Consider the following 26,718-nt stretch of genomic DNA (forward strand, 5'->3'; position numbering starts at 1 on the left):
AGCGAATATTTCAGAAAACTTGTCTGCGGCACAATCACGTATAAAAGATGCAGACTTTGCCGCTGAAACGGCAAAGCTGACGCAAAATCAGATTTTACAGCAGGCTTCGCAAGCCATTTTAGCACAGGCAAACCAAAGGCCTCAGGCAGCATTGAGCTTATTAGGCTAATATCATTACATTAAGTGAATAAACGTTCTATTATGGGCGTTTATTCAATTATCACGAGAGTGAGTGTGAGGAGGGGAAATGTCTGTTAACAGTTCTTTAGAATTTGGTAGTCCTCCATCTAGTTATCGCGAAAAAGAAGCCCTAACCACTGATAGTCGCGACAGCAAAAGTGTAAGTACTACTACAAAGGATGAAAATGCTGTTAGTTCGGATAGGTTGATTTCTGAAAAAGATGTGATCAGCGAAAAAAATGAACCTGTCAAAAAAGCAGAAGAGGAAAATTCGTCAATATCCTATATCGATAGTACAATAGAGGACAAGCTTCAAGTCGTAAATAAACAACTCTCTTTAAAGTCAACGAGCTTAGTCTTTGAGTTTGACGACATCAGTGAACCGCCAATTGTTAAAGTCATTGATAAAGAAAGTGGCGACGTAATCAGGGAAATCCCGCCAAAAGAATTGCGTGAAATAGCTAAAGCTTTAACAGATATTGCAGATAACATGAGTATAAGCGGTGGCGTCGAGCAGGGAAAACAATCATCTGGGATATTTATCGACGAGCGATTTTAATATTTGTTCATTTTGAGAGGCATTGCAGATGACGACAATAACAAATGCTGGAGTAGGCTCTGGTCTAGATTTAGAAGCGATAATATCCGCAACACTACAAGCTTCAAATCAACCTAAACTTCAAAAATTTGCTTCGCGTGAGTCTGAACTATCTGTACAACTTACGGGTATTGGCGGTATAAAATCCGTCATGAGTAAACTTCAAGACGTATTTGAAGAGCTCGCTTCACCAGATGAATTCAATCAGCGCGTTGCGAATGTTCGCCAACCCAGTAATGCTGAAACGCTAGGTGATCTAGTGTCTGTTAGGGCTGACGAAACAGCCACAACAGGGGCTTTTGAATTAAACGTACTGCAAATTGCCAAAGGCAGTAGAGCGCAAACTGACACGTCGAATCCCACGAATGTTTTTACTTCTGCAGATGAGGTGGTTACATCGGCAGCGGGCACACTCACATTTACTGCCGGCAGTAAGTCATTTGATATCGATATTGAAGCGGGCGCAACCCTTGAAGATATTCGCCAGAAAATTAACAATAATGCTTCGTTTGGCGTGTCGGCTAACATCATCAATACTGGCAGCGAAAGTTTATTAGTTTTTGAGTCAAGTGAAGCTGGCGCCGGAAATGATTTGGTGATCACCAACAATAATTCCGAGCTAGATAGACTCTCCACTGTCGCGAACGCTGGCGGCCCTGGAGGTTTAGTAATTGGTGCGGAAGACAGCGCACAAGATGCCATTATTGAGGTAGACGGCATTCAAATTAGCAATTCAAGCAACGTGTTTACCAATGCTGTGCAAGGCCTAACTATCACAGCAAAACGCGAAAGCGAAGCATCTGAAGTCGCCAATGTTGATGTTGAGTTCGACAGAGAAGGTGTAACTACCAAAATTGATGAATTTATCGCTGCGTTTAACAACACTATAGATATGATTGGTCAACAATCTTCTTCGGTAAGTTCGCCTTTATTTGGTGACGCTACTGTCCGCTCAATTAAAGACCAACTTACCAATGCGCTCACCACAAAGATTGAAGGTGCAGGCGATTTTGAAACAATTTTTGATATTGGACTATCGCTTAATGAAAATGGCAAATTAGAAAAACAAAATGTAGTGAGAAGTCTTAACGAAGCGCTCGATACCAATTTTTCAGATATTGGAAAATTGTTCACCAATACGGGTGGGCTAGCGGATACCTTTGGAACTATTTTAGAGAACTATGTTGACTCGTCTGGCGTGTTAAAGCAGCGCCAAGACATTCTTAATCTACAAAAAGATGATCTTGAGGATGACCGCTCAAATCATCAATTCCGCATGCAGCAGTTAGAATCCAGCTTGCGTCAAAAATATGCATCATTAGATACTTTGATTGCATCAATGCGAAGTTCTGGCGACTATCTTATGGGTCAATTAAGCTCACTTCCTGGATTTACTAGAGAGTAAGCTTTGCTAGTTTCCTGTGATTTAAAAATTAAGTGAATGTATTATGAACGGTAAAATAAGGCATTATCAACGTGAGGCACTAAAAACACGTCTTGCGAGCGCAGACCCTTTTGAAGTAACCCAAATGCTTATGGAAGGCGCCCTTGAATCGATGAAAATCGCAAAAATTAACATCGAAAATAAAGATTTAGAAAACAAAAGTAAATTTATTGCGAAAGCGACTACTATAATAGATACATTGCGTTTGAGTTTAGATTATGAAGCTGGTGGTGAAATATCCATCAATCTTTCAGATCTGTACCGCTACATGTCTGAGCGACTGCTTGAAGCAAGTATCGGGAATGACATCGCCAAAATTGATGAAGTTATTGACTTGTTATCAGGTATAAAAGGTGCGTGGGACCAAATAAGCGAAAGTGATCGCAACGCAGCCTATACGCAAATGCAAAATAAGACTGCCATAGGTGAGTAACGATATTTTTTCTAGTGTCTATGATTTATCGGTAAAATTAGCGAACTATATTGGCGCTGAAGAATATGACAAAGCGACGCAGACAGCTGATTTTCTGGATAAAGAAATTATGAAGTTAGACCGTGCTGCACTGCTTAATTTAAGTGGCGACCAAATTACCTTTTTACACGATCTTGCGCGATGGCTGACCGATCAGGACGGTACATTGCGCGAGCGCAGCAAAAACCTTATTGATATCATCGCACCACTGAACGATCATAGCATGTTGAAACATAGAAAAAAGTACTAGAGATACGCATTAAATGGATAATATACAAAAGACATTAAAAGCACTCGAAGAGAAAATTGAAGCAACAATAAAAAAACAACAAAAACAAAAACTTTTCGAAGAAAATTCCAATGCGGTATACCTGAAAAACCTTGAAGCCTTTAAGCTTTATTTCCCCGACCTTTATCAACAGATTCAAAATTTTAAGCCGCGAGAAGACTTTAACCTTTTTGTTACTGAGTCTGGGCATGGAAACTTTATCCCTAAAGGGCAAACTAAGCCTTTGTACGGCAATAACCCAGTTGAACAATCAAAAAAACAGGTTGAAAAATATACAGATAAAGCATTCTTCGGGCGTATGGAGCTTTATCGTTCCGTACCGGCAGGAATGAGGGTAGATAAGCGTATCCATATTCGTTATATGGCAGATCTCGTTGAATCTTTTATCGAGTCTGATTTAGAAAATGAAGAAATAATAGGAAGCTTGCCTAAGCATTTTCCCACGTGCATGATGTTCGGTTTAGGCTTGGGTTATGCCCTTTCAACATTACTTGAGCAGTTCTCTTTTGACTACGTATTTGTTTGCGAACCTGACTTTGAAACCTTTTACGCCAGCCTTTTTTGTATTGATTGGAGCACAATTTTACACGAGTCAGACGAACAGGATCGCAGTGTATTTTTGAAAGTTGGTGTGTCGTTTGAAATTTTTCTGCAAGAGTTGATGAGCATTGTCGACAGTGTAGGCCCCTCGTCATTAGTAAGCAGCTTTTGCTATCAACATACGCCTGGTGCTGAAGTTAACGCATTAATAGAGCAGTTTTTCGAAAACTTTGAACTCATACAATTAGGTTATGGGTTTTATAATGATGCGGTAACCGGGCTTGCGCATACAATAGAAAATGTTAACGAGAACCGCTGCCCAGTGTTTCTCCCTACCAAGGCGAACAAATCCAAACTAAACGGGCTCACAGCTTATGTAGTGGCGAACGGGCCGTCTTTAGACGAAGCCATAGAGGTAATCAAAGAAAACAAAGACAATGCGATTATCTTTGCGGCAGGAACGGCCCTCAATTCTCTTATCAAAGTGGGTATTACGCCGGATTTCCATGTGCTTGTCGAGCGTCCAAAACTCACTTATGACTACTTAGTTGAAACCGTCGATTTAGCCTACTTAAAGAATCTGAACTTATTGACCGTTGATGTTATGTACCCAGAAGTCCCCCCTCTGTATCAGTGGTCAGGAATGAGCTTAAAAGGGCCCGAGGCAGGCTCTTTGTTTTCACAATATGAATTTCTAAAGTCACACCAACAATTTCTTCCCGCGCTGGCTTCTTCTGGGCCTTTAGTTGCGAATACAGCGTTGGCGTTTGCCACCGCCTTTGGGTTTGAAGAAATCTACCTGTTTGGCGTAGATAATGGCTACCCTGTAAGTGGCCAAACGCATTCCAAGCTTAGTATTTATAATGAAAAAAACCGCAATGAAGCGTTTAATGTGTCAGCCGATGAGGCAACACATATGCTTGACGGCAACTTAGGCGGGAAAGTTAAAGCGATTAGCCTAATGGTACAAGCGAAACAGAAAATGGAGTCGCTTATTAAGAGCACGCCTAAAACCAGTTTTTACAATGTAGGCTCAGGGGCCAAAATTGAAAAAGCTGAACCGCTCTATGCTGACGATGTCCTCCCCACCGCCGGAAAACAAGACAAGAAGCGTGTTGTAGAAGCGATGAAAACAAGCTTCTTCACTAACATCACTTTTGACGAACCAGAAAAATCCGTGGGCAAAGAAGAGTTTGCGTCTTTGTGTGATTATTTGATTGAGATAGCCAACCGACCGTTTCATTCAAGAAAAGACGCGTCAGACCTGTTAAAGGCGCAGTCTAGAGTGGTGTATGCCTATCGCGGGAAAAAGTTTGGGCACCTTTATCATGTAATAAAAGGCAGCATGATGTACTTCCACTGTCCGCTATTAAGCTTGTTGTATTTTTACACTGATGAAGCGAAGACCCTTAAAGCGTTCGCTTCAGGCTTGGTGGTTTGGAAAAACTACATTAATGCGATGAAGTCTGACTATCCGGATGCATGGGAGAAGCGTTGTGAACACTCACTAGCGGCAGAATTGCAGCTTAAAAAAAGCGAATGAAGAAAGTTAACGCCTATTTTAAATTCGCGCCTAATTATTTGTCTCGTGTCTGGGTAGGACATATTTTCCGAGAAAGCGCGATTTGCTCATATCTATAAATATTTGCAATTTTTGATTGTATTCTAGTCGTTGAGATAGCACCTATTAATCGAAGTATCCAAATGCGCGTTTTAAATGGAGTGGTACCCCTCTCTAACTTACCATTACTAAATAATCAAAGTTCCCCGTTTGCTCAATTAAGGAATTTTTAATGCCGAATATTAGAGTTTGTTGGCCTGATATTTGCATTATTCGACTTGTATGCTTTTACTTGATGATTGGCACTTAATTGACACTTATAACTACATGAAATATTGCAAAAATTGTCTCACTACTGATTTACGCCCCAATTCATCATTCGTCGATGGCGTTTGTATAGCCTGTCGGTATTCTAATAGTATCGAACCAGACGAAGAAAAGTATCGTTTGAAGCTTAACCAGCTGAAGCAAAGTATTACGCAAAGTCGCAGGAAGCAAAGTAAAAACACTAAGAAAGCTCAGTACGATTGCATTGTTGGTGTGAGCGGAGGAAAAGATAGTACTCGCCAAGCTCACTGGGTCAGAGACCGACTTGGTCTGAGGCCTTTATTAGTATGTTGCGCTTACACGCCGAAACAGATGAGTCAAGTAGGCGCTGACAATTTATCCAATCTTATCGAAATGGGTTTTGATTTGATGACAGCCACGCCTGCACCTAAGACTGCTGCCAAGCTAGCTTTAGACTCGTTCATACAGTTTGGTAATGTATGTAAGTCTACTGAAATGGCATTGTTCTCTACTGTTCCAAGACTAGCCATTGAACTAGGTGTCTCTACGATATTTTGGGGAGAAAATCCTGCGCTCCAAGTAGGGGATAGCGCTGTGGAGGGCCTCGATGAGTTTGACGGAAGCAATTTGCGCAAACTCAATACTCTAACTGATGGCGGAAACGAATGGCTATCCAATGCGGTTAAAGCACCATACAAAGCCCATCATTATTTTTATCCCGACGAATACGAGTTCAATAAAAAGAAAATAAAGATTTTTTATCTTGGTCCGGCTTGGGATGACTGGAGCAATGAAAACAATGCAACATATGCAGCCCTTAATGGTTTAAGTTTGCGACCGTTTGATGAGCATGAAACTGGGGATATCTCTAACGCCTCTATGCTTGACGAAGAGTTTACAAACATCAATATGATGCTTAAGTACTTTAAATTTGGCTTTGGTCGTACAACGGATTTACTCTGTGAAAAGATAAGAGATGGTGAAATGACGCGCACACAGGCTATCCCAATCGCCCAAGAGTTTGATGGCGTATGCGCAGATACGATCATTAAGCGCTTTGCTGATTATGTAGGTATTACAGTAGAAGAATTCTGGGATATCACAAATCGTTGGGTAAATCCAAAAATTTTTAAGATTCGAGGGCAGGCTCGTCCTGTCCCAAAATTTACCGTTGGGGTGGATTATGCCGGTTGATATTATTGATATTGGAAGTGGCAACATTAATTCAATTGTTCACTGTTTGAACCGAGTACATGTGCACACTCGCGTGGTGAATCATGTTGAGCAGCTTTCCGCTAAAGTGATTATCTTACCAGGCGTTGGTTCGGCAGGATTTTTTATGGAGCAACTTCATAAGTATGCGTTTGTAGATGCGATCCTCGAGCATGTGAATAATGGCAGTAAATTGATTGGCATATGTTTAGGTTTTCAGGCCATTACACAGTTTATGGAAGAAGATGGCGGTGTCGAGGGGTTAGGCCTAATCAAGGCGCGCACGGTCGCTTTGCCCCAAGGAAAGTCACACAACCAATGGGAGCCAATCCAGTTAAATAAGGCAGAGTTCGCAGCTAAGGATTACCAAGCGGAATTTCGATTGACGAAAAAACGCGTGTTATCTGGCCGAGTGTTTTATAACCACAAATATGGTGTTCGCTGTGACGATAAACGCTTCTTCAATATGCCGATTTCTCAAGACTTGGCGCCCTTCAGTGCAATGGTCGTAAATCAACAAATTGTTGGCATGCAATTTCACCCAGAAAAAAGTCAGGCAAGTGGCTTGGCGCTTTTGAAAATGATTTTGTAGGGGGAACGTGTGAGAGTTGGTGCAAATGTATTAATACGAGAGCAAAGATGTGTTCAATCCTATAACTGGTCTTTACAAAGGCCTTTAGGGAACTTGCAGTGGGTTATTGATGAATTAGGTGCATACGAGTGCGACGAAATTACCATTATTCGGCCTGTAAGAGCGCAAGACACTCTGCAAACATTTAAGCAAGATCTAGCACAATTACGTCAACTTAAATCACTAACTCCAATCTCACTGGGAGGTGGCTTGCGCGATACTCAGCAACTCTCTTTATTGCAAGGCTTACCCATTGAAAGGTTAGTATTTTCCTCGGCATTTATTGAAAATAATGTGTCTTTAATTCGCTCAGCAAGCCAAATTTTTGGGCGTCAATCTATTCAGTGCCTTCTACCTTTAAAGTTGAATGCTAACAAGTTAAGTGTATTTTACAGCACAAAAGCTGAATACCAAAATATCGATAGGCTCGATTTGGCGTTTATTGACGAATTCGCTAATGAAATCATTATCTATGATACTGAGCATGAAGGCGAATACGATACCTTTGACCAAAGGTTGTTAAGCACATTACAAACCTATCATTCTGTTGATTATGGCAAGTTAATTGTAAGCGGAGGCGTGGGGCATAGTACGGTCAATTGGGCCATGCAAAAAGGCTTAGCATCTGTGTTAATCGACAATAAGGCGTTGCATACTGAATATGCGATTGAAGGATATAAGCATGCGCTTTAGTTGCCAATTTTGTTTGTATAACAGTGATCACCCTTTTGGTCTGTCTTTGAAAGTTGATTCAAGTGCTGTAACGTGTTCTGGATGCATTACGCACTCTGAAAAACATCAGAATATTTGGGAGGACCAACAAGCCTATTTGTGCGCATTAATAAAATCTCATCTAAAGCAAAAGCGTCAATATGACTGTGTGGTTCCGGTAGTGGGAGATGCTGAAGACTACTTCACATTAACACAGGTGTTGACACTCGGTTTATCTCCTTTAGTGGTTTCGGTCAATGATTATTTCAGGAATGATATTGGTTGGCATAATTTGCATCAATTAATCACCTATTTTGATTTGGATTCTTTAATTTTTCACCCAGATTTGAGGGTATACAAGGAGCTTGTTAGAACCTCGTTACGCAAATACGACCATTTATTGCTTCCTTTTTTACAGTTGCACACGAGCTACCCTGTGCACATTGCATACGAGCGCAAAATTCCTCTAATTATTTGGGGACAGCATCAAGCAATTGAGCAAGTAGGCAAGTTTTCACATCGTGATCGCGTGCAAATGTCGCGCTGGAGTCGTAAAGAGCACGATTTGTTTAATGTGGACTGTGACCGTCTTATTGGCAATGGCGCTCAGGTGAAAGAGCGTGAGCTTAATTACTATCAATATCCGGATATTACGAAGCTAAATAAAGCGGGAGTAATTGGTATTTATCTTAGTAATTACCTACCTTGGGATCCATTAGCGCAAAATTATCAAGCCTTAGCTCAGGGCTTTAAGCCACAAACTCATAACGGCACCTTTGATATTTATGAGCGCGCGGGAAGCTCTGTTTACTATGGTATCCACGACCTACTTAAAATGAAAAGGGTGGGCTACCGAAAAGTGAGCGACCATCTCACTCGAGAAATTCGTCATGGACGTCTTACAAGGGCCCAAGGCGTCGATTTACAAAAACAATACCAAGCGCAACAAGTTGATATTGAAGCTTTTTTCGATTGGCTTGATGTTACACAAAGTGGTAGGCAATGGTTTATAAAGCATCGTTTGAAAGATGTGGCCCACCTAATTGGTAAAGAGATAAAGGATTCTCCAGCGATACCTGACTCAATATCATCGTTGCTATCGGGTGATGCAAAGCCGTCAAGAGAATTTATTCTATTTGGAAAAGGTCTTCATATATAACTGGAAGCTTAGTGCATAAAAAATAGTATTGTTTGGTTGTGCTCACGTAGTCGAAAAAATTTTTTTAGAGCCTGCGTATATTATAGACAATAATCCTGATTTAATAGGAAATACCTTTCAGGGCTTTGAAGTTCAGTCTCCAGAGATCTTGAAAGGGCGAATCAATGAGTTTCAAGTGGTTGTGTGTACTACCTCCATCAGCGAGGTAAAAAAGCAACTCACGAACTTAGGTTTTGTATGGGGTGAAGACGCAAAAGTGGCGTCGCTTTTGTCTGAGCGCATGAAATTTTTGAAGTTAGAAGACATTAAGTTTTGCTTTTTAATCAGCAGGAGTTTGCCATCATCAGAACTGATTTTTCAAAAGGAGGCATATATTTTATTGAGGAGGGCGAGGAAATATTACTTTTAGATCAGAGGCTTGAGTTGGTTGATAAAACTGAATTAAAAATGAGTTACGACCCCATTGTGTCAGAAAACACCAGGATATTTGGGAATTGCTCTCTAGTTATCAATATGCACTAATTGGCGTGGATGGTAAAGGAAATGAAGTTTTTCACTATCCATTAAGCCATAATAAAGCAAAATCGAGCAATCCTCAGCATCATTATAACGATGTCGAAATCGTGGGTGATAATGTGGAGTGAAACCCAGAGAAGAAAATAGAAACAGCTTAGCAACTCAGGCGACAACTACCTTGAAAAACGCAGGTAATAAATCATTACGATTGCGATAATACTTTACTCTTCATATTTTAGAGAACTCAAAATCACAGTGGCTTTAGGTCTTTTGACATAATGTGAAGTCTAGTGCATAAAACGTAATGTTATCTTGCGCTTTGAAATAGGTGAAGCCGGCGCTAGTGAAAAGCCGCTGGCTTGCTTTATTTTCAATTTTTATACGCGCTTTTATCTGCGTAGGCCTCTGAAATTTCTTTTTAAATATCTCTAATGCTGCCGTTAAGCACCTTTTAGCAAGCCCCTTTCCTCTGCTGCATGGGTTAAGGTTAATCGATACTTCTGCATAGTGGTGATAAACATCAAAACGCACCAATCCTACGGGAGTAGAATTTTCCAAGTAACACAAAATAAGCAGTTTTTTCTCATCATTTAGGGCACGTTGGAGCCATTCAATATGCTCATTCCAGTTGACTGGCATCGAGTTTAATGACATGGCAATTGTGTGCGGATCGTTGCGCCACTTAAACAGGTACTCTGCATCTTCGCGTGTTACTAAACGTGTCAACATGTGTATCTTCCATCCCAATAATGCACTATCGGATAATGTTCCATGAAAGAGGGCTGCCTCTCTTTACTGATCTACACACCTGCTTCCCAAGGATGTGTTTTAGGTGTTTTACTGGCAAACCAAGACCTGGGCGAATAGCTCGAACGTTCTCTCGCGTGAGTATTTCTCCTTCCTTGACATCTTTTACAATGTAAAGGCTGCGCCTAAGTTTACGCGAATTTATTTCTGATTCTGTGCATCCGTATGAAATCTTGCCAATAGCCACGCGTGCACGCCTTGTTTCGTTGACTAGAAGAGCAAACTCATCCGCCTCAAGCGAAAATGCCGCGTCTACACCGCCAGCATTTCTGTCTATTACAAAGTGCTTCTCAATTACTGTTGCACCGAGAGCTGTTGCAGCAATTGCAGTACCAATACCTGTGGTATGATCTGATATACCTACCTGGCAGTTAAACAATTGCTGCAGGTGCGGGAGTGTTGCTAAGTTTGCGTTTATCGGGTCCGCAGGGTACTGGCTGGTGCATTTAAGAAGAATATACTCCTGACAATCGTTTCGCTCAAGTACCTCTACAGCCTCGGCTATCTCAGTAAGGCTGGCCATCCCAGAAGACAATATAATCGGTTTACCCGTTTTAGCGACTTTAGCGATTAATTCATGATCCGTGTTTTCAAATGATGCAATTTTGTAACATGGAACCTCGAGAGTTTCTAAAAAGTCAACTGACGTTGCATCAAACGGCGTGCTAAATGCAACCATGCCTCTTTCTTTTGCTCTTTCAAATATCGCCTTGTGCCATTCCCAGGGAGTATGTGCTTTTTCGTAAAGCTCATAGAGCGAGTGGCCCTGCCAAAGACTTTGTTTATCATCGATAAAAAACTCATCACGCTTTATGTCGATAGTCATAGTGTCGGCGGTATAGGTTTGTAGTTTAAGAGCATGAACGCCAGCGTCGGCGGCAGCGTCTACCATTTCTAATGCAAGAGTTAAGTTTTGGTTATGGTTACCCGATAACTCAGCAATAATAAACGGAGGCTCGTCTTTACCTATGCTGAACGATCCAATTTTTATGTTGTTCACTTTTTTTCTCTCATGATTGCTCTAAAGATAAAGGCTGTAGTAGTGACAAAACGTGTTTGCTCACGCAAGGAGTACCACTGTGTCGAGGCACTATATTACCAGCGCATTTAGACATGGCCTTTAATTTGGACGGTGATTGTAGTAATGACACGAGAGCTCTTGCAACGTCAGTTACAGAAACCTGATCCCAAAATCCGAGATATTTGCATACGTTTTCTTTCGATAAACATCGCGTTGTTTCAACTTGGTTTTCAGCCACGCATATAACGAGAGCAGGGAGCGTTGAGATACAGCGTTCCCAGTGCATTGAACCACCCGCACCAACCATTAGCGACGCTTTTTTCATAAGCTCCGCTATTCGGTCACAATCTATATGTAAACCTATGTTGTGCTTAGTAATCAGGTTTATTTGACTGACCTTAGCTATCACACCTCTTTTCGCTTGATGGCCACTTCCAATGACGATATCGACCTCTAATTGAAGATCTTTAATAGAAGCGATAGCGTCAAGCGTTAAAGATGTCATGTTAGAGGGGTCACTGCCGCCAAAACAAACTAGCACTCGTACTGGATTACGCTTCATAAAATCCTGAGTTGGTTGTTCATAAAACTCCTGTCGCAATAATGCGTACTCTGGGCCGAGCAGTATTTTGCACTTAGGTGGAACTAACATTTCGTATCTATTACCTTTATCGAAAAAGTTGACATCCAGCAGTAAGTCACAATAGTGAGGGCGATTTGCTAAGTCATCGATAACCATCACTTTTGCGCCAGTTAACGAAAGTTTTTGTTCGAATGTTTCATCTAGTTGGTAATGATCAACTATCCATAAATCAGCGTCTACATGCCCAACATCACTATCAATATGCTGCACAACTTCATGATTGAGGTTACAGGGGCCATAACGTTCTTGTAACAGCGTCGATTTTTGAGAGTTTACAAAAGTGATGCGATGGAGAGTGCCAGACGCGTCCAACAAATTTTGAATGCCCTTGGCTAATGTAAGGCATCGCATAACATGACCTGTGCCTATTTCTGAGTTTGCGTCCACTCTAAAAGCAATTTTTAAGATTAGCGCTCTCCCATTTCTTTCAGTATTCTGAACATCACTTCTGCACGCTTCCAGTCCTCGAATGTATCAATATCTTGAACTAGATGGGAAGGAAGCTTTAACATTCGTGAGTGTTCAGAAAATATTGCCTTAGAAGTATCTAACCACGTTGATGCTTGCGCAGCATAAAGTTGCCCAGCATCATGATAAGCATGTGGTAGATCCTGTGAACGCTTGTTGATATCTACAGCGCTATAGGGCCGGATGTTACCAATTTCATCCTCCAGTAAGGCTCTTTGTATAGGAAAGGAAAACCGATGGGCGGTAAACACGTAATCCGCTTTTGTTTGTTGCAGCAACGCTACCGATTGATCTAATAGCTGCGCAGTGACGAAAGGCGCGGTAGCATATAGACATAAACAGTATTCAACGTTATTTTTAAGGGCTATGTAGTCACTTAGCGCAGAGCGGATAACTGGAGTGGTACCTGTCATATCATCAGCGAGAGATTTATCTCGCATAAAAGGAATTTCGGCTCCATATTCTTTTGCAACGTTTGCGATCTCATAGTCATCGGTAGAGACGATGACTCTATCTATTAACTTGCTGTTTATTGCAGCTTCAATTGAGTAAGCAATAATTGGTTTTCCGCAAAAGCGAGTAATATTTTTTCTTGGAATGCGTTTGCTTCCGCCTCTAGCGGGAATTATAGCGATATTCATTTTTTTGGATATTTACTTTCAAAAAACATCTCAGACACTCACACACTTGGGTATCAAAGTTATAATGCCAAAATTATTCGTCGAGTTCGTCAAGCAATGTGATTAGTTTATCGACAATAAAGTCAACTTGTGAAGATGTTAAATCTGGAAACATAGGTAAGGTGATTGCCTGTTGGTAATATTGCTCTGCGTTAGGAAAGTCTCCAGCGTTAAATCCTAATGCCTCATAATATGGCTGAGTATGAATGGGAATGTAGTGCAAGTGTGCAAAGATTCCTGCGTTTCTAAGACGCTTAATAAGTGTCTTTTTTTGTTCCTGACTAATATCCAATATACGAACAATATACAGATGATAGCTAGAGTAGCTTTGGCCACTGACTATAAGTGGGAGAATTCGCGGGCAAGACTTGAATAGCTCATCGTACCGTTTAGCGATTGAATTCCGTTTCTCTATAAATACTGAGAGCTTTTTGACTTGGCTAACCCCTAGTGCTCCCTCAATATCGTTCATTCGGTAATTATAGCCAAGACTAACTTGCTGATAATACCAAGGACCATGAGAAGGTTTCGTCATTAACTCTTTAGCACTAGTGACACCATGGCTTCTGCCCATCCGCATTGATTCTGCTAGTGCTGGATCATTTGTCATTGCCATTCCTCCTTCCATGGTGGTTATGATCTTTACTGGGTGAAAACTAAAAACGCAAATGTCGGCGTATTTACAACTACCTACTAAGCTATTTTTGTACTTTGCTCCCACGGCATGAGATGCATCTTCAATGACTCGAAACCCATAGTGCGACGCGAGAGTCGCAATACTCTTCATATCACACGATTGTCCTGCAAAATGCACGGGAATTAAGACTTTTGGTAATGTGTTAGTTTCTTTCGCCTTTCTCAACTTGTTTTCTAGCTCGGTGATACTCATATTGCCGGTTTCAATATCAATGTCTACAAAGTCGACGATAGCATTGCAATAAAGAGCGCAGTTTGAAGAGGCTACAAATGAGTTCGGAGATGTCCAAACTCGATCCCCTTCTCCCACTGATAGTGCCAAGCAAGCCAAATGTAACGCTGAGGTAGCGCTATTAACCGCGACAGCATGTCTCGCTCCGCAGTATTCAGACATCGCCTCTTCGAACAGAGGAACTTTGGGGCCTTGGGTAAGCCAATCAGATATGAGCGTTTCAACAACTGCTTTGATATCTTCGTCATCTATATGCTGTTTGCCATAAGGAATCACTACTTATCTTCCTTACCAAACGTAGAAATTTCATCTACCGTAAGAAAATGAGGGTTTTTGTCTGACACGTATTCAAAGCCATCAACTACCGCATTTCCCTTTTCACCGAGAGCGTTAGTATTGAAATCGTTACTTCTGTCGAAAAATTTAATAGCTGGTGCAATGACAAAGTGGTCGTCATATTCGAAAGTGTGAAATGTCATGTCGCCAGGGCACATCATTTCATGGAGCTTTTCACCCGGGCGAATACCCACTATCTTAATTGGTACGTTTGGTGCCATGGCTTCGGCTAAATCGGTAATTCTAATTGACGGTATTTTGGGCACAAATATTTCGCCACCCATCATGCGCTCGAAATTCTTCAAAACAAAGTCTACGCCTTGTTGAAGCGTTATCCAAAAGCGCGTCATATCTTTGTGAGTCACAGGAATATGATCAGTCCCTTCTTGAATAAGCTTTTCGAAAAAAGGAACGACCGAGCCGCGGGAACCGACAACATTTCCATATCTTACAACGGAAAATCGAGGCTGCTCAGCACCGACCATATTATTGGCTGCAACGAAAAGCTTGTCAGAAGCAAGTTTAGTTGCACCATACAGGTTAACAGGGTTAGCTGCTTTATCAGTAGAAAGCGCAATGACTTTTTCTACTTCATTATCGATGGCTGCGTTAATTACGTTTTCGGCCCCATCAATGTTGGTGCGAATACACTCAGTGGGATTGTACTCTGCCGCTGGCACTTGCTTCATGGCTGCTGCATGAATCACATAATCAACACCTTGCATAGCGCGAGTCAATCTGTCTTTATCTCGCACATCACCAATGAAATAGCGCATACACGGTGCATTAAACTTTTGCTGCATTTCGAATTGCTTTAACTCGTCGCGAGAATAAATTATTAAGCGCTTTGGCTTGTAGCGTGATAACAAAGTTTCAGTGTATTTGTGACCGAATGAGCCTGTGCCACCTGTTATCAAAATAGATTTGCCGTCGAACATGTCCCGCCCGTTATTTTTTATCATTCTCAAATTAATATACCATGTGTCGGCAGCAATGCCATAAACCATTAGTTTACGAAGACTCTTGTCAACATTTAGCTAGGTTGATGAGGTTGAAAAGTGGACAGTTTGGGGTATGGCATTTAATACAATGGTAGAACACGATGTTCGCGATTTTACTTTCTATTTACTACAATACGAAGACCTGTAAAAAGAGGGGGTTGTTTAAATGATTAATGTGGGAGCTGATTCAGTAAGCGTACAAATTGGGCAAATCCAACAAAAGGAAGATAACCTTTTTGAGAAGCTCGCTTCAGGCAAAAAAGTGAATAGCGCGTTGGGCGATGCCGCTGCTCAACAAATCATCGACCGCTTCACGACACAAGTTGAGGGCAACCGGCAGGCTATCAAAAATGTATACGACGGTATTTCTGTGGCGCAGATTGCCGAAGGGGGCTTAAGCACGATTAACGATAACGTTAACCGCATTCGCGAGCTCTCCCTGCAATCCGGCAGCGGTATTTTAAACGACAGCGATCGCCGTGCAATACAGTCTGAAATTACCCAGCTACAGAAAAATATTGCTCAAAGCATCGAACAAACTAATTTTGCAGGCAAGCCACTATTGTCAGATGCGGGGGCGCTCGAGTTTCAGGCGGGCGTGAATGCCAATCAGTCGATAAGCGTTAATACACAAGATGTTGCCGCCCAGCTCAACGATGTGCTCGCTATCGATATTACGTCGGGTACCAGTGTCGAGGACGCACTTAACGCCGCCGACTCTGCACTAGAAAGTATTGGTGGCGCGCGTGGTGAGTTCGGGGCTAGCTTAAATCGCCTCGAGAGTACCGCACGCAGTCTTGTAAAAGGAAACGTCAATGCGGCAGAGGCTAAAAGCCGAATTGAGAGTGTAGACTACGCGCAGGCTGCATCAGAGCGAGCTATTAATGATATTCGAAGCCAAGCATCACTTACCGTTCAAGCGCAAGCGAATCAGCAGCAAAGTCAGGTTTTATCACTGTTGAGTTAAACCAACGTACGTTAATTTTGCTAAAATTAATCGAAAGAAGCAGGGTAACCTGCTTTTTTTATTGATACATTTCCGAAAACAGCGGTTGCGCTCCGATCTTTTGTCGTTACAATTTATAAATGCGCTAAACTGTAAATAATAACAAAGCGTTCTCGGGGAATTGATGAAGAACATTTTGCTGGTTAGTGACAACCAGGAACTTATTCAAAACTTGGAAACTATCGTTACCTTCATGGGAGAATCGTGTCAATCGCGAGGCTTTAGTGATTGCGAACGGTATTTGCAAGATAGTGGAGCTGATGCTGTTCTTATAGAGCACATATCGCCAGCCATAGTCAGCGGACTGGTTGAGAAGTTTCCTCACATACCATTTGTAGCATTGGTTGAAAATAATAGCCAAGCATCAGCAGGTTGTAATCTCGTTAGCGTTATTGCAACGCCATTAACCTATCCCGTTTTGACCCAAGCTATCCATCGTTGCCAAGAATACTCAAGGCGCAAACCGAGCTTGTCTCGTACATCGGGAACAAAGACGCGACTGTTTAGAAGCCTTATTGGTAAAAGCGAACAAATACAAATAGTTCGTCGATTAGTTGAACAGGTTGCTCCGACTGATGCCACTGTCTTGATTCTAGGTGAGTCTGGAACGGGTAAAGAGGTCGTTGCACGTAATGTTCACTTCTTATCTGAACGCAAAGACGGGCCATTTATTCCGGTAAACTGCGGTGCCATTCCTGGCGAGCTGCTAGAAAGCGAGCTATTTGGTCACGAAAAAGGGGCGTTTACTGGCGCAATCAGCGCGCGTAAAGGCCGTTTTGAGTTAGCGGAAGGCGGTACGTTGTTTTTGGATGAAATCGGCGATATGCCGCTTCAGATGCAGGTTAAATTATTGCGCGTGTTACAAGAGCGTACCTTCGAGCGCGTAGGCGGCAACAAGCCCCTTCAGTGTAACGTACGCATTATCGCTGCGACACACCGCAATTTGGAAACCATGATCAGTGAAGACAAGTTCCGTGAGGACTTGTATTACCGACTCAACGTGTTCCCAATTGATAGCCCTGCACTTAGACAAAGAAAAGACGATATCCCCTTACTGCTCCAAGAGCTAAATAGTCGTATCCAAGGTGATGGGGTGGAAGGTGTGCGCTTTACCGAGCAAGCGATCGCCTCGTTAATGGAGCACGAATGGGCGGGCAACGTTCGTGAGCTGTCTAACTTGGTTGAACGCTTAACAATTCTTTATCCTGGTCAAATCGTTGATATCGCCGATTTACCTGAGAAATATCAATACGGTGATATACAGGCTTACGAGCCTGATTATCCAGAAGAAATTCTTGAGCGTGAAGCATTCAATGCACTCTTTGCTGAAGCGGCCGCGCAAGAGCCAGAAGAAGACCTTAACGAGCAAAGCCATGAGGGGCTGAACGGAATGGTTTCTTCATCTTTACCTGAAGAAGGGGTTAATCTCAAAGAGTACCTTTCTGAGTTGGAAGTAAACCTCATTAGACAGGCGTTAGACAATCAAGATTGGGTGGTGGCTCGAGCTGCCGACAAACTTGGTATGCGCAGAACAACGCTTGTCGAGAAAATGCGGAAGTACGATATTCAACGTACTGAAGAAGCGTAATGTCAGGTAATTGACGTTGCGCTTTCCTCTATAATTTCATCCTATCTAACTGAAAAATAAGCCAATGATGAATTGGCACATCTTCTGCTTTATCTAAGTCATAGTTTAACAGCGTCTGCAATTTGACGAGGGCAATATGGCTTTTGACAGCACACCACAATCAACTGAGTACTCAGCATCAAGCTATGCGTTAGATAGTATTGATAATGCGATATCTCGTGATGAATACGACCCCTCAAGCAGTGACGATATTTCGTCTTTGCGGTTGCAGGCGAGTCGACTTGAACACTTACTTCAGGTAATGCCTGCGGGCGTTATCGTTATAGACGGTAAAGGGATCGTACGCCAAGCCAATGAACAAGCGAAAGCACTGTTAGGTGAACCGCTGGAAGAGGAAGTGTGGCGAAGTATTATCACGCGCTCATTCAAGCCTCGCGCTGACGACGGCCATGAAGTCTCACTTGTTGACGGTCGCCGAGTGAAGCTTTCTATCACGCCATTAGAAAATGAGCCTGGGCAATTAATTGTTATTACCGACTTAACCGAAACGCGGCAGCTGCAAGCACGCGTGAGTCATATGCAGCGCCTGTCCTCTTTGGGAAAAATGGTGGCATCCCTTGCTCACCAAATTCGTACGCCTCTCTCTGCGGCCATGCTCTATGCGTCTAATTTAACGCGCAAAGGCTTGGGACAAGAAGCACAAACTCAATTTGCAAACAAGCTAACTGACAGGCTTAAAGAGCTAGAGAGTCAGGTTAACGACATGCTGCTTTTCGCTAAGTCAGGGGAAGAACAAGTGGTCAGCCAAATTAGCTTGGGAGAGTTGTTTACTTCAATTGAAGGCAGTGCCCAAACCATGACGGCTCAAGCACAGCAAACGCTAACTTTTAGCGGCTTCGATAAAAACGTATCTATTACCGGTAATCTTACAGCGCTTCAAGGCGCGTTATTAAACCTTGTTCACAACGCGAGCCAAGTTACTCCGAAAGGGGAGTGCGTGCACGTAGAAACTGCAGTGTCTGATGAACGTTTGCATGTGGCCATTATAGATAAAGGTCCTGGCGTACCGGATAAACTCAAAAACAAAATTTTTGAACCGTTTTTCACAACTAAAACTCATGGCACGGGCCTTGGCCTTGCGGTGGTTAAATCCGTCGTAAACGCCCACAACGGTTTGCTTAGCGTATCAAATATGCCAGAAGGTGGGGCGTGCTTTAGTGTGTCTTTGCCGTGTGTGGTGAACGCTCAATCTTCACAAACATTGACTCATGTTGCGTAGGTCATAGGAGAGAATAATGTCTAAAACTACCATTTTAATTGTTGAAGATGACGCAGGATTACGCGAAGCACTCCTAGACACCCTTCTGTTAGGTAACTATGAGGTTGTTGCCGCTGACTGTGCTGAAGAAGCGTTGATGGTGCTGTCTTCGCGCTCCGTCGATTTAGTGGTAAGCGATATTCAAATGGGCGAAATGAGCGGTTTAACGCTACTTAAAAGTATCAAAACTAAGTACCCCAATATGCCTGTGCTATTGATGACAGCCTATGCCACTATTGATGATGCCGTGCAGGCAATGCGCGATGGCGCTACAGACTATCTATCAAAACCGTTTGCCCCAGAAGTACTGCTTAATTTAGTGGGACGCTACGCGCCGGCTCAAAAAATAGAGTCTCGCACGCCTATTGTTGCTGACCCTTCAAGCTTGAAGTTACTTGAGCTTTCTCGCAAAGTCGCGAAGTCCGACGCCACTGTGATGGTAATGGGACCAAGCGGTTCGGGTAAAGAAGTGCTGTCTCGCTATATTCACGATCAGTCGCCGCGAAGTGATGCGCCATTTGTCGCCATCAACTGTGCAGCCATACCAGAGAACATGCTAGAAGCGACCTTGTTTGGTTACGAAAAAGGTGCGTTCACCGGCGCAATCCAAGCGTGCCCGGGTAAATTTGAACAAGCCCAAGACGGTACGCTGTTACTTGATGAAATAACCGAGATGGATTTGGCGCTTCAAGCTAAACTGCTACGCGTGTTACAAGAGCGCGAAGTAGAGCGTCTTGGCGGACGTAAAACCGTTAAGCTCAACGTCCGTGTTATTGCTACAAGTAACCGAGATTTGAGAAAAGCAGTAGATGCGGGAGAGTTCAGAGAAGATTTGTACTACCGCTTAAATGTATTCCCTATTGAGTGGCGCCCGCTATCGGAACGTCCGGGTGATATTGTCCCGCTCGCCGAACATCTGGTTCAGCGTCACGCTAGTTCTCAAGGGCTGGGTACTATCAGGTTAAGCGCAGCAGCACGCAATAAGCTGTCGCAATACAGCTGGCCAGGGAACGTTCGCGAACTAGAAAACGTGGTTCAACGGGCGCTTATTTTATGTGAACACAATGAAATCGACGCCAGCGATTTAATGATTGACGAAGACATGACGGCACCTGTTGAAACACTGCAAGAGCATGTTGAAGAAAATAGGTTAGGGTCTGAGCTGCGCTACCAAGAACACCAAATTATCCTCGATACATTGGTGTCGTGTAACGGCAAGCGTAAAGATGTGGCAGAAAAGCTCGGCATTAGTCCAAGAACCCTTCGTTACAAATTAGCGCGCATGCGCGAAGACGGTATTGAAGTGCCCGCATAAGGTCGCTTTCTACACTTTCGGTTTCCTCGTCCTTATCCGTCGCCTCTGTAGTAAAGAAGGCGGCGGTTTTTTGTTGCTCACACTAAGTCAAACGCCATAAATTTGGCTAACCCTCTCCCTTTTAATGTATCCTGTTGATATATATGGCTTTTTAAAGTTGGCAAGCCCTTTGCTAAATCCCCTCTATACATAAGTTATACGCCGATGTTCAGGCGGTCTCGAAAAAGCACTAGGAGTGGTTATGGACGTTAAAGCCAATAGTTTGTATCAAGAAATGCAGAACATGATTGGGCAAACTCGTCTTCAAGTTAATGAGCCTCAACAGCAGCCGCTTAGTGAAGTTAATAGCTCGGCAAGTGATTTCTCGACCATGCTAAAGAATGCGGTAGATGGTGTAAACGGCATGCAGCTCGAATCTAAAGACGCGCAGCAGCGTTTTGAAATGGGCGACCCTAACTTAAGCCTAGCTCAAGTTATGCTGACGAAAGAAAAGGCGGGCATTGCTTTTGAAGCCACTGTTCAAGTGCGTAACAAAGTACTTGAAGCCTATAAAACAATAATGAATATGCCGGTGTAGGTGGAGTAGGTTATGGCTGAAGCTACAGGTACAAACCTTACGGTTCCTGATCAAAGTCAAGCAGTGGACAATGAGCCAGAAAACAAATCTGGTTTTATGGACACTTTAGGTAGCGCAGATATGATGCGCCAAATGGCCCTTGTGGTTGTTTTGGTAATCTGCGTCGCCATCGCTATTTTTATTCTTATCTGGTCGCAAGAACCTGATTACCGTCCACTTGCGAAAATGGAAACCCAAGAGCTTATTGAAACCCTCGATTATATGGATGCAAACCAAATCGACTATAAGCTTGAAGGCAATATTGTTTACGTAAGAAGTGACGAATTCCAAAACATCCGTTTAGGCATGACCCGCCAAGGGTTAACAAAGGCCTCTGATGCCGGTACCGATATCATTATGCAGGATATGGGATTTGGTGTAAGTCAGCGTGTTGAGATGGAACGTCTAAAACACGCGCGAGAGCAACAAATCGCGGCTACCATCGAAGATATCGCAAGCATTCAAAAAGCCCGTGTCTTGTTAGCTATGCCTAAAGAGAACGTATTTGCGCGAAGAGAGAAGAAAGCGTCGGCAACCGTTGTGCTAACGGCTAAGCGCGGTGCCGTTATTGCAGGTGAAGAGGTTGATGCTGTTGTCGATATTGTGGCGTCTGCAGTGCAAAACATGGAGCCGTCTAAGGTAACCGTAACAGACAGCAATGGTCGTCTGCTTAACTCAGGCTCTCAAGATTCTATGAGTGCTCGTGCCAGAAAAGAATACGAGATTGAGCGCCAGCGTGAGCAAGAGTACTTAGAAAAAATTGACGCGATACTGATTCCAGTATTGGGCATAGGTAACTACACAGCGCAAGCTGACGTTACTATGGACTTTACTGCAATGGAACAAACACAGCGAAGCTACAACCCAGATTTACCTGCAGTTCGCAGCGAAATGATCATGGAAGAAAATAGCGTAGGTGGCGGTGTTGGCGGTATTCCGGGGGCATTATCAAATCAGCCTCCGTTAGATTCTAATATTCCTGAAAATGCCGTGGGCGGTAGTCAGCAAACTATGCCTGGCCGCACAGCGAAAGAATCAACACGCAACTATGAACTTGATACCACTATCAGTCATACCAAGAAACAGACAGGGGTTATCCGCAGATTGAGCGTGTCTGTCGCGGTTGACTATACCCAAGTCGCGGGTGAAGACGGTGCGATGACACCAACACCGCGTAAACAAGAAGAGATTCTGAACATTCGTCGCCTTTTACAGGGAGGCATCGGCTTTGACGTTACCCGCGGTGATTCGTTAGAAGTAGTAAGCGTTCCCTTTACTCGGATGGACGCAGGCGAAATTGAAGATGCGCCTCTCTGGGAACAGCCTGGGTTCCTACCAATTCTTAAACTAGTTGTTGGCGGTTTGGTTATAATAGTACTTATCATCTTTGTAATTCGACCTATGCTGCGTCGTCTTATCAACCCAGATGAGTCGAACGACGCCGATGAATTTGATGCAGATGAAGGCTTAGACTTAGGCGATGACACTATTAGCATGTTAACGTCTGACTTTGACGAAGGGCAGGTGGGCTTTGCGCCTGATGGCTCACTTATGTTGCCTGACTTGCACAAAGATGAAGATGTACTTAAAGCTGTACGCGCTCTAGTAGCCAATGAACCTGAATTATCAGCCCAAGTTGTGAAGGGCTGGTTAATGCAAGACGAGTAGTGAGATAAGATTATGGCTGAAGAACTTGCCAATGTTGAAGAACCGTCATATGACGTCAGTAAATTAGAAGGCGTAGAAAAAGCGGCCATCTTATTGTTGAGCTTGTCAGAAGAAGATGCGGCGCAGATATTAAAACACTTAGAGCCTAAACAGGTACAAAAACTGGGTACTGAAATGGCCAAAGTGGACGATATGACCCAGTCCAAAATTACGTCGGTTCATAAGCATTTCATCGAAGAGATTCAAAACTACAGCACCATTGGTTTCCAAAGCCAAGACTTCGTAAAACGTGCATTAACGGCTGCACTAGGTGAAGATAAGGCGGCAAACCTTATCGACCAGATCCTTATGGGTAGCGGCGCTAAAGGCCTTGACTCTCTCAAGTGGATGGACTCTAAGCAGGTAGCCAGCATTATTCGTAACGAGCACCCACAGATTCAAACTATCGTCTTGTCTTATTTAGAGCCTGAACAAAGTGCAGAGATTTTGGCGCAGTTCCCGGAAAAGGTTCGACTCGACTTGCTAATGCGTATCGCAAACCTAGAAGAAGTTCAGCCAGCTGCACTACAAGAACTAAACGAAATCATGGAGAAACAGTTTGCAGGTCAAGCGGGTACACAAGCAGCCAAAATGGGCGGCTTGAAGTCTGCAGCGAACATCATGAACTATCTAGATACTGCGATAGAAGGCCAGTTGATGGATGCTATTCGCGAGCAAGACGAAGAAATGAGTCAGCAAATCCAAGACCTGATGTTTGTATTCGACAACTTAGTCGATGTAGACGACAAGGGTATTCAGGCCATACTGCGCGAAGTACAGCAAGACGCGCTGCTTAAGGCTATTAAAGGTGCTGACGAAGAGCTTAAAGACAAAATTATGCGCAACATGTCTAAGCGTGCTGCTGAAATGCTTAATGATGACTTGGAAGCGCTTGGTCCTGTGCGAATTAGTGAAGTAGAAACAGCGCAGAAAGAGATCCTTTCTGTTGCCCGTCGACTTTCTGACTCTGGTGAAATCATGCTTGGTGGTGGCGGTGGCGAAGAGTTCTTATAAGAACGCTAATCCCGTCACTTATTTAGCCTAGGTAAACATATGACTGCCAAAAAAAGTTTCAGCGAAAACGAAGTAAATGAAGCTAAAAAATGGGACCTACCTTTCGTTGACGACCCTACTGCCCCACGAGAGAACGAGCCGACCAACGCGCTTAACAAACGTTCTGACTGGAAGTACGAGCCGCCTGAAGTTGAGGAAGAGATTAAGCCCCCCACTGCTGAAGAAATAGAAGCCATACGTCAGGCTGCCTATGATGAAGGCTATCAGGAAGGCAAACAGCTAGGTTTTGAGGAAGGCAAAGCAGAAGGTCTTGAAGCTGGTTTACTTGAAGGTAAAGAGCAGGGGCATAGCGAAGGCCTTGAGCAAGGAGTAGAAGAAGGCCGTCAGCAAATGACAGCACAAGCTGAAGTGTGGCGAATGCTTGCTGAAAAATTTCACGACCCACTTTCGCAAGCCAATGATGAAACCCGAGATCAATTGGTAAAACTTGCCGTAACCCTTGCAAAAGCAGTTATCAAAACAGAGGTAAGCACTAACCAACAGGTTATAGTGCAGGCGTTAAGTGAAGGTATTAAGGCGCTACCAATTAATCAAGCTGACTATCAAATTCATATGAATCCTGAAGATATTGAATTGGTAAAAGCGCATTTTGGCGAAGAGGAAATTACCAAAAAAGGCTGGAATTTGGTTGAAGCACCAGCAATGGAACGAGGTGGCTGCGATATTACCACTGCGCAAAACGCGGTTGATGTGTCGATTGAACGTCGATGTCGAGACGTTATCGATAAATTTCTACTAAACCAAGGTTTGTCAGATGACTAGCCCTTGGCATACCCATTTTGAATCATTGACTAAACAAGTGACATCGCCACCTGTTGTAGCGGCGGGAAAATTAGTCCGGGGCATAGGGCTTACCCTTGAAGCAGTAGGTTGCCAGCTGCCGGTGGGAAGTCAATGTTTAGTACAAACCATCGAAGGCGAAATAGAAGCTGAAGTGGTTGGTTTTGGTGACGATATTACCTACTTAATGCCCACAGAAGCGGTTCGCGGTATTGTGCCAGGGAGTCGCGTTATGCCGTTAAACAGGCAAAGCGGTTTGCCTGTGGGTATGGGACTGTTGGGACGTGTAGTTGATGGCAACGGTCAGCCACTCGACGGACTGGGCGAAATCAATGCCGAAGCCCGCGCTCCCACTACGCGTCCGCCTATGAACCCGCTCATTCGCCGTCCAATCAACACCCCAATGGATGTTGGCGTACGTGCCATCAACGCTTTAAATACGGTTGGCGTAGGTCAGCGTATGGGGCTTTTTGCAGGAAGTGGCGTGGGTAAAAGTGTGCTACTTGGCATGATGACCCGAGGCTGTGAAGCCGATGTGGTCGTTGTTGGGCTTGTAGGTGAGCGTGGCCGAGAAGTGAAAGAGTTTATCCACGAAATCCTCACAGAAGAAGAACGCCAACGGGCGGTTGTAGTGGCAGCGCCAGCTGATACTTCACCGCTCATGCGGTTAAAGGGCTGCGAGACGGCGGTAACCATTGCTGAACACTTCCGCGACAAAGGTATGAAGGTGCTGTTGCTGATTGATTCGTTAACTCGCTATGCCATGGCGCAGCGTGAGATTGCGTTGGCTGTGGGTGAGCCACCAGCCACAAAAGGTTATCCGCCTTCGGTGTTTGCTCGGCTGCCCGCACTAGTAGAACGTGCAGGTAACGGCAGCGAGCGACAGGGCTCTATAACGGCTTTTTATACGGTGCTAACCGAAGGTGACGATTTGCAAGACCCTATTGCCGACGCCGCTCGCGCTATTTTAGATGGTCACGTGGTGTTGTCGCGAACCCTTGCTGACAGCGGTCATTACCCTGCTATTGATATTGAAGCGTCAATAAGCCGTGTAATGCCTATGGTCGTGAGCGAAGAACACCAATTAATGGCGCGCCGTATTCGACAAGTTTATTCAAACTACAAACAAAACCAAGACCTCATTTCTATTGGCGCCTATGCGAAAGGATCAGACCCGCGAATTGATCTGGCAATTCGCGCAGAGCCTGCAATCAATGCTTTATTGCAGCAAGGAATGAAACAAGTCATACCGTATGACGAGAGCTTAGAAGGCATGGCTGCACTGGCTAAAGGCTTGGGGCAAGGCTAATGCATAGCGCTGCACAGCAAGTTAGCTTGCCTATGACCCAGAAGTCATCAACTTTCCAAAAGGTATCGCATAATGTCTAAACAACTAGAACGTTTAGCTGAATTTGAGCTCGAAAAAGAGCAGCGAGAAGCCCGATACTACAAACAGGCCCAACAGAACGTTAATCAGCAAAAGCAAAAGCTAACCAGTCTTGAGCAGTACCGCATTGACTACATAAAAGGTATTCAACAAACCGGTCAGGCGGGTGTTACCGCCACCTATTATCAGCAGCATTTATCCTTCGTTGGAAAACTGGATAAAGCGTGCGAACAACAGATGCAAGTGATTGCTCGTGCACAAATGGCGGCGGATCAGCGAAAGCAACTGTGGCTAAAGCAACAACAAAAAGTGAAAGCTGTTACCTTGTTGCTAGAAAAGAAGAAGTTGGCAGATCAGAAAAAAGAAGCCAGAGCTGAGCAGGCCATGATGGATGAGTTTGCTACCCAACGATTTTTCAGAGCTAAGCGCTCGCCTTTCTGAT

General features: G+C 43.7%; 26 protein-coding genes. 20 read left to right on the plus strand and 6 right to left on the minus strand.

From position 1 onward, the window contains the following. From BIZ39_RS15330 to BIZ39_RS15375, 10 genes are all read left to right on the plus strand, one after another. Positions 1–169: flagellin (locus BIZ39_RS15330; protein WP_262385783.1), on the plus strand; the 169-nt coding region annotated here is incomplete at its 5' end. A gap of 78 nt (positions 170–247) precedes the next feature. Further along, the gene (locus tag BIZ39_RS15335) at positions 248–739 is read left to right on the plus strand and encodes a flagellar protein FlaG (RefSeq protein WP_187447376.1); all 492 of its coding nucleotides are present in this window, start codon (positions 248–250) and stop codon (positions 737–739) included. A 28-nt stretch (positions 740–767) separates the two neighbouring features. Then, entirely contained in the window at positions 768–2,183 is a 1,416-nt protein-coding gene (fliD, locus tag BIZ39_RS15340) for a flagellar filament capping protein FliD (RefSeq protein WP_187447377.1), read from the plus strand. A gap of 43 nt (positions 2,184–2,226) precedes the next feature. Beyond that, complete coding sequence (gene fliS, locus BIZ39_RS15345; protein WP_222936642.1) at positions 2,227–2,655, plus strand: flagellar export chaperone FliS; 429 nt, start codon at positions 2,227–2,229, stop codon at positions 2,653–2,655. Next, complete coding sequence (locus BIZ39_RS15350; protein ID WP_187447378.1) at positions 2,648–2,944, plus strand: hypothetical protein; 297 nt, start codon at positions 2,648–2,650, stop codon at positions 2,942–2,944. The genes fliS and BIZ39_RS15350 overlap by 8 nt, the downstream gene beginning before the upstream one ends. A 13-nt stretch (positions 2,945–2,957) precedes the next feature. Continuing rightward, the gene (locus BIZ39_RS15355; RefSeq protein WP_187447379.1) at positions 2,958–5,066 is read left to right on the plus strand and encodes a 6-hydroxymethylpterin diphosphokinase MptE-like protein; all 2,109 of its coding nucleotides are present in this window, start codon (positions 2,958–2,960) and stop codon (positions 5,064–5,066) included. Between the two features lie 300 nt (positions 5,067–5,366). Further along, the gene (locus BIZ39_RS15360; RefSeq protein WP_222936643.1) at positions 5,367–6,566 is read left to right on the plus strand and encodes an N-acetyl sugar amidotransferase; all 1,200 of its coding nucleotides are present in this window, start codon (positions 5,367–5,369) and stop codon (positions 6,564–6,566) included. Continuing rightward, a complete protein-coding gene (hisH, locus tag BIZ39_RS15365) occupies positions 6,556–7,176 on the plus strand; it encodes an imidazole glycerol phosphate synthase subunit HisH (protein WP_187447380.1) in 621 nt (206 codons plus the stop codon). Before BIZ39_RS15360 ends, hisH begins: the two co-directional genes overlap by 11 nt. Before the next feature lie 9 nt (positions 7,177–7,185). Further along, positions 7,186–7,908, plus strand: coding sequence for a HisA/HisF-related TIM barrel protein (locus BIZ39_RS15370; RefSeq protein ID WP_187447381.1), 723 nt, complete (start codon positions 7,186–7,188; stop codon positions 7,906–7,908). Then, positions 7,898–9,085, plus strand: a complete 1,188-nt coding sequence (locus BIZ39_RS15375; RefSeq protein ID WP_187447382.1) for an N-acetyl sugar amidotransferase — start codon at positions 7,898–7,900, stop codon at positions 9,083–9,085. The genes BIZ39_RS15370 and BIZ39_RS15375 overlap by 11 nt, the downstream gene beginning before the upstream one ends. A gap of 777 nt (positions 9,086–9,862) precedes the next feature. Here BIZ39_RS15375 and BIZ39_RS15380 read toward each other — a convergent pair. The 6 genes from BIZ39_RS15380 to pseB all read right to left on the minus strand — a co-directional run bounded on the left by BIZ39_RS15380 (position 9,863) and on the right by pseB (position 15,422). Next, positions 9,863–10,330, minus strand: a complete 468-nt coding sequence (locus tag BIZ39_RS15380) for a GNAT family N-acetyltransferase (RefSeq protein ID WP_187447383.1) — start codon at positions 10,328–10,330, stop codon at positions 9,863–9,865. Positions 10,331–10,355: 25 nt separating this feature from the next. After that, complete coding sequence (gene pseI, locus BIZ39_RS15385; protein ID WP_187447384.1) at positions 10,356–11,408, minus strand: pseudaminic acid synthase; 1,053 nt, start codon at positions 11,406–11,408, stop codon at positions 10,356–10,358. A gap of 10 nt (positions 11,409–11,418) precedes the next feature. Beyond that, positions 11,419–12,543, minus strand: a complete 1,125-nt coding sequence (gene pseG / locus BIZ39_RS15390; RefSeq protein ID WP_316248258.1) for a UDP-2,4-diacetamido-2,4,6-trideoxy-beta-L-altropyranose hydrolase — start codon at positions 12,541–12,543, stop codon at positions 11,419–11,421. Beyond that, positions 12,480–13,181, minus strand: a complete 702-nt coding sequence (pseF, locus tag BIZ39_RS15395; protein WP_187447386.1) for a pseudaminic acid cytidylyltransferase — start codon at positions 13,179–13,181, stop codon at positions 12,480–12,482. Before pseF ends, pseG begins: the two co-directional genes overlap by 64 nt. Before the next feature lie 73 nt (positions 13,182–13,254). After that, positions 13,255–14,424, minus strand: coding sequence for a UDP-4-amino-4,6-dideoxy-N-acetyl-beta-L-altrosamine transaminase (pseC, locus tag BIZ39_RS15400; RefSeq protein ID WP_187447387.1), 1,170 nt, complete (start codon positions 14,422–14,424; stop codon positions 13,255–13,257). Continuing rightward, entirely contained in the window at positions 14,424–15,422 is a 999-nt protein-coding gene (pseB, locus tag BIZ39_RS15405; RefSeq protein ID WP_187447388.1) for a UDP-N-acetylglucosamine 4,6-dehydratase (inverting), read from the minus strand. The genes pseC and pseB overlap by 1 nt, the downstream gene beginning before the upstream one ends. A gap of 229 nt (positions 15,423–15,651) precedes the next feature. Between pseB and BIZ39_RS15410 the strand changes: the two genes are divergently transcribed. The 10 genes from BIZ39_RS15410 to fliJ all read left to right on the plus strand — a co-directional run bounded on the left by BIZ39_RS15410 (position 15,652) and on the right by fliJ (position 26,717). Then, a complete protein-coding gene (locus tag BIZ39_RS15410; RefSeq protein ID WP_187447389.1) occupies positions 15,652–16,452 on the plus strand; it encodes a flagellin in 801 nt (266 codons plus the stop codon). A 163-nt stretch (positions 16,453–16,615) separates the two neighbouring features. Continuing rightward, a complete protein-coding gene (locus BIZ39_RS15415; RefSeq protein ID WP_039224849.1) occupies positions 16,616–18,079 on the plus strand; it encodes a sigma-54 dependent transcriptional regulator in 1,464 nt (487 codons plus the stop codon). Between the two features lie 136 nt (positions 18,080–18,215). Then, positions 18,216–19,358, plus strand: coding sequence for a sensor histidine kinase (locus tag BIZ39_RS15420; protein WP_039224851.1), 1,143 nt, complete (start codon positions 18,216–18,218; stop codon positions 19,356–19,358). A 16-nt stretch (positions 19,359–19,374) separates the two neighbouring features. Continuing rightward, the gene (locus BIZ39_RS15425) at positions 19,375–20,712 is read left to right on the plus strand and encodes a sigma-54-dependent transcriptional regulator (RefSeq protein ID WP_039224852.1); all 1,338 of its coding nucleotides are present in this window, start codon (positions 19,375–19,377) and stop codon (positions 20,710–20,712) included. Between the two features lie 241 nt (positions 20,713–20,953). After that, entirely contained in the window at positions 20,954–21,289 is a 336-nt protein-coding gene (gene fliE, locus BIZ39_RS15430) for a flagellar hook-basal body complex protein FliE (RefSeq protein ID WP_014948630.1), read from the plus strand. Between the two features lie 12 nt (positions 21,290–21,301). Next, a complete protein-coding gene (fliF, locus tag BIZ39_RS15435; RefSeq protein WP_187447390.1) occupies positions 21,302–22,996 on the plus strand; it encodes a flagellar basal-body MS-ring/collar protein FliF in 1,695 nt (564 codons plus the stop codon). A 12-nt stretch (positions 22,997–23,008) separates the two neighbouring features. Beyond that, positions 23,009–24,049 carry a flagellar motor switch protein FliG gene (fliG, locus tag BIZ39_RS15440; RefSeq protein WP_039223074.1) on the plus strand — a complete coding sequence of 347 codons (1,041 nt, stop codon included), beginning with the start codon at positions 23,009–23,011 and terminating at the stop codon, positions 24,047–24,049. A 39-nt stretch (positions 24,050–24,088) separates the two neighbouring features. Further along, on the plus strand, positions 24,089–24,871 hold the full coding sequence (gene fliH, locus BIZ39_RS15445; RefSeq protein WP_168532422.1) for a flagellar assembly protein FliH: 783 nt from the start codon (positions 24,089–24,091) through the stop codon (positions 24,869–24,871). Next, the gene (gene fliI / locus BIZ39_RS15450; RefSeq protein WP_168532420.1) at positions 24,864–26,198 is read left to right on the plus strand and encodes a flagellar protein export ATPase FliI; all 1,335 of its coding nucleotides are present in this window, start codon (positions 24,864–24,866) and stop codon (positions 26,196–26,198) included. The genes fliH and fliI overlap by 8 nt, the downstream gene beginning before the upstream one ends. Before the next feature lie 72 nt (positions 26,199–26,270). Then, entirely contained in the window at positions 26,271–26,717 is a 447-nt protein-coding gene (fliJ, locus tag BIZ39_RS15455) for a flagellar export protein FliJ (protein WP_168532418.1), read from the plus strand. Position 26,718 lies beyond the last annotated feature (1 nt).

This window comes from Alteromonas sp. BZK5 (assembly GCF_014349115.1).
Lineage (GTDB): Bacteria > Pseudomonadota > Gammaproteobacteria > Enterobacterales > Alteromonadaceae > Alteromonas > Alteromonas macleodii.

What these genes read in the sequence shown, in the direction of transcription:
- fliD (WP_187447377.1), top strand. Translation starts at nt 768, where the DNA reads ATGACGACAATAACAAATGCTGGAGTAGGCTCTGGTCTAGATTTAGAA.
- BIZ39_RS15415 (WP_039224849.1), top strand. Translation starts at nt 16,616, where the DNA reads ATGAAGAACATTTTGCTGGTTAGTGACAACCAGGAACTTATTCAAAAC.
- pseB (WP_187447388.1), bottom strand. Translation starts at nt 15,422, where the DNA reads ATGTTCGACGGCAAATCTATTTTGATAACAGGTGGCACAGGCTCATTC.
- fliG (WP_039223074.1), top strand. Translation starts at nt 23,009, where the DNA reads ATGGCTGAAGAACTTGCCAATGTTGAAGAACCGTCATATGACGTCAGT.
- fliH (WP_168532422.1), top strand. Translation starts at nt 24,089, where the DNA reads ATGACTGCCAAAAAAAGTTTCAGCGAAAACGAAGTAAATGAAGCTAAA.
- BIZ39_RS15410 (WP_187447389.1), top strand. Translation starts at nt 15,652, where the DNA reads ATGATTAATGTGGGAGCTGATTCAGTAAGCGTACAAATTGGGCAAATC.
- BIZ39_RS15375 (WP_187447382.1), top strand. Translation starts at nt 7,898, where the DNA reads ATGCGCTTTAGTTGCCAATTTTGTTTGTATAACAGTGATCACCCTTTT.
- fliS (WP_222936642.1), top strand. Translation starts at nt 2,227, where the DNA reads ATGAACGGTAAAATAAGGCATTATCAACGTGAGGCACTAAAAACACGT.
- BIZ39_RS15380 (WP_187447383.1), bottom strand. Translation starts at nt 10,330, where the DNA reads ATGTTGACACGTTTAGTAACACGCGAAGATGCAGAGTACCTGTTTAAG.
- pseF (WP_187447386.1), bottom strand. Translation starts at nt 13,181, where the DNA reads ATGAATATCGCTATAATTCCCGCTAGAGGCGGAAGCAAACGCATTCCA.
- BIZ39_RS15360 (WP_222936643.1), top strand. Translation starts at nt 5,367, where the DNA reads ATGCTTTTACTTGATGATTGGCACTTAATTGACACTTATAACTACATG.
- BIZ39_RS15425 (WP_039224852.1), top strand. Translation starts at nt 19,375, where the DNA reads ATGTCTAAAACTACCATTTTAATTGTTGAAGATGACGCAGGATTACGC.
- fliF (WP_187447390.1), top strand. Translation starts at nt 21,302, where the DNA reads ATGGCTGAAGCTACAGGTACAAACCTTACGGTTCCTGATCAAAGTCAA.
- fliJ (WP_168532418.1), top strand. Translation starts at nt 26,271, where the DNA reads ATGTCTAAACAACTAGAACGTTTAGCTGAATTTGAGCTCGAAAAAGAG.
- BIZ39_RS15335 (WP_187447376.1), top strand. Translation starts at nt 248, where the DNA reads ATGTCTGTTAACAGTTCTTTAGAATTTGGTAGTCCTCCATCTAGTTAT.
- fliE (WP_014948630.1), top strand. Translation starts at nt 20,954, where the DNA reads ATGGACGTTAAAGCCAATAGTTTGTATCAAGAAATGCAGAACATGATT.
- BIZ39_RS15355 (WP_187447379.1), top strand. Translation starts at nt 2,958, where the DNA reads ATGGATAATATACAAAAGACATTAAAAGCACTCGAAGAGAAAATTGAA.
- BIZ39_RS15420 (WP_039224851.1), top strand. Translation starts at nt 18,216, where the DNA reads ATGGCTTTTGACAGCACACCACAATCAACTGAGTACTCAGCATCAAGC.
- hisH (WP_187447380.1), top strand. Translation starts at nt 6,556, where the DNA reads ATGCCGGTTGATATTATTGATATTGGAAGTGGCAACATTAATTCAATT.
- fliI (WP_168532420.1), top strand. Translation starts at nt 24,864, where the DNA reads ATGACTAGCCCTTGGCATACCCATTTTGAATCATTGACTAAACAAGTG.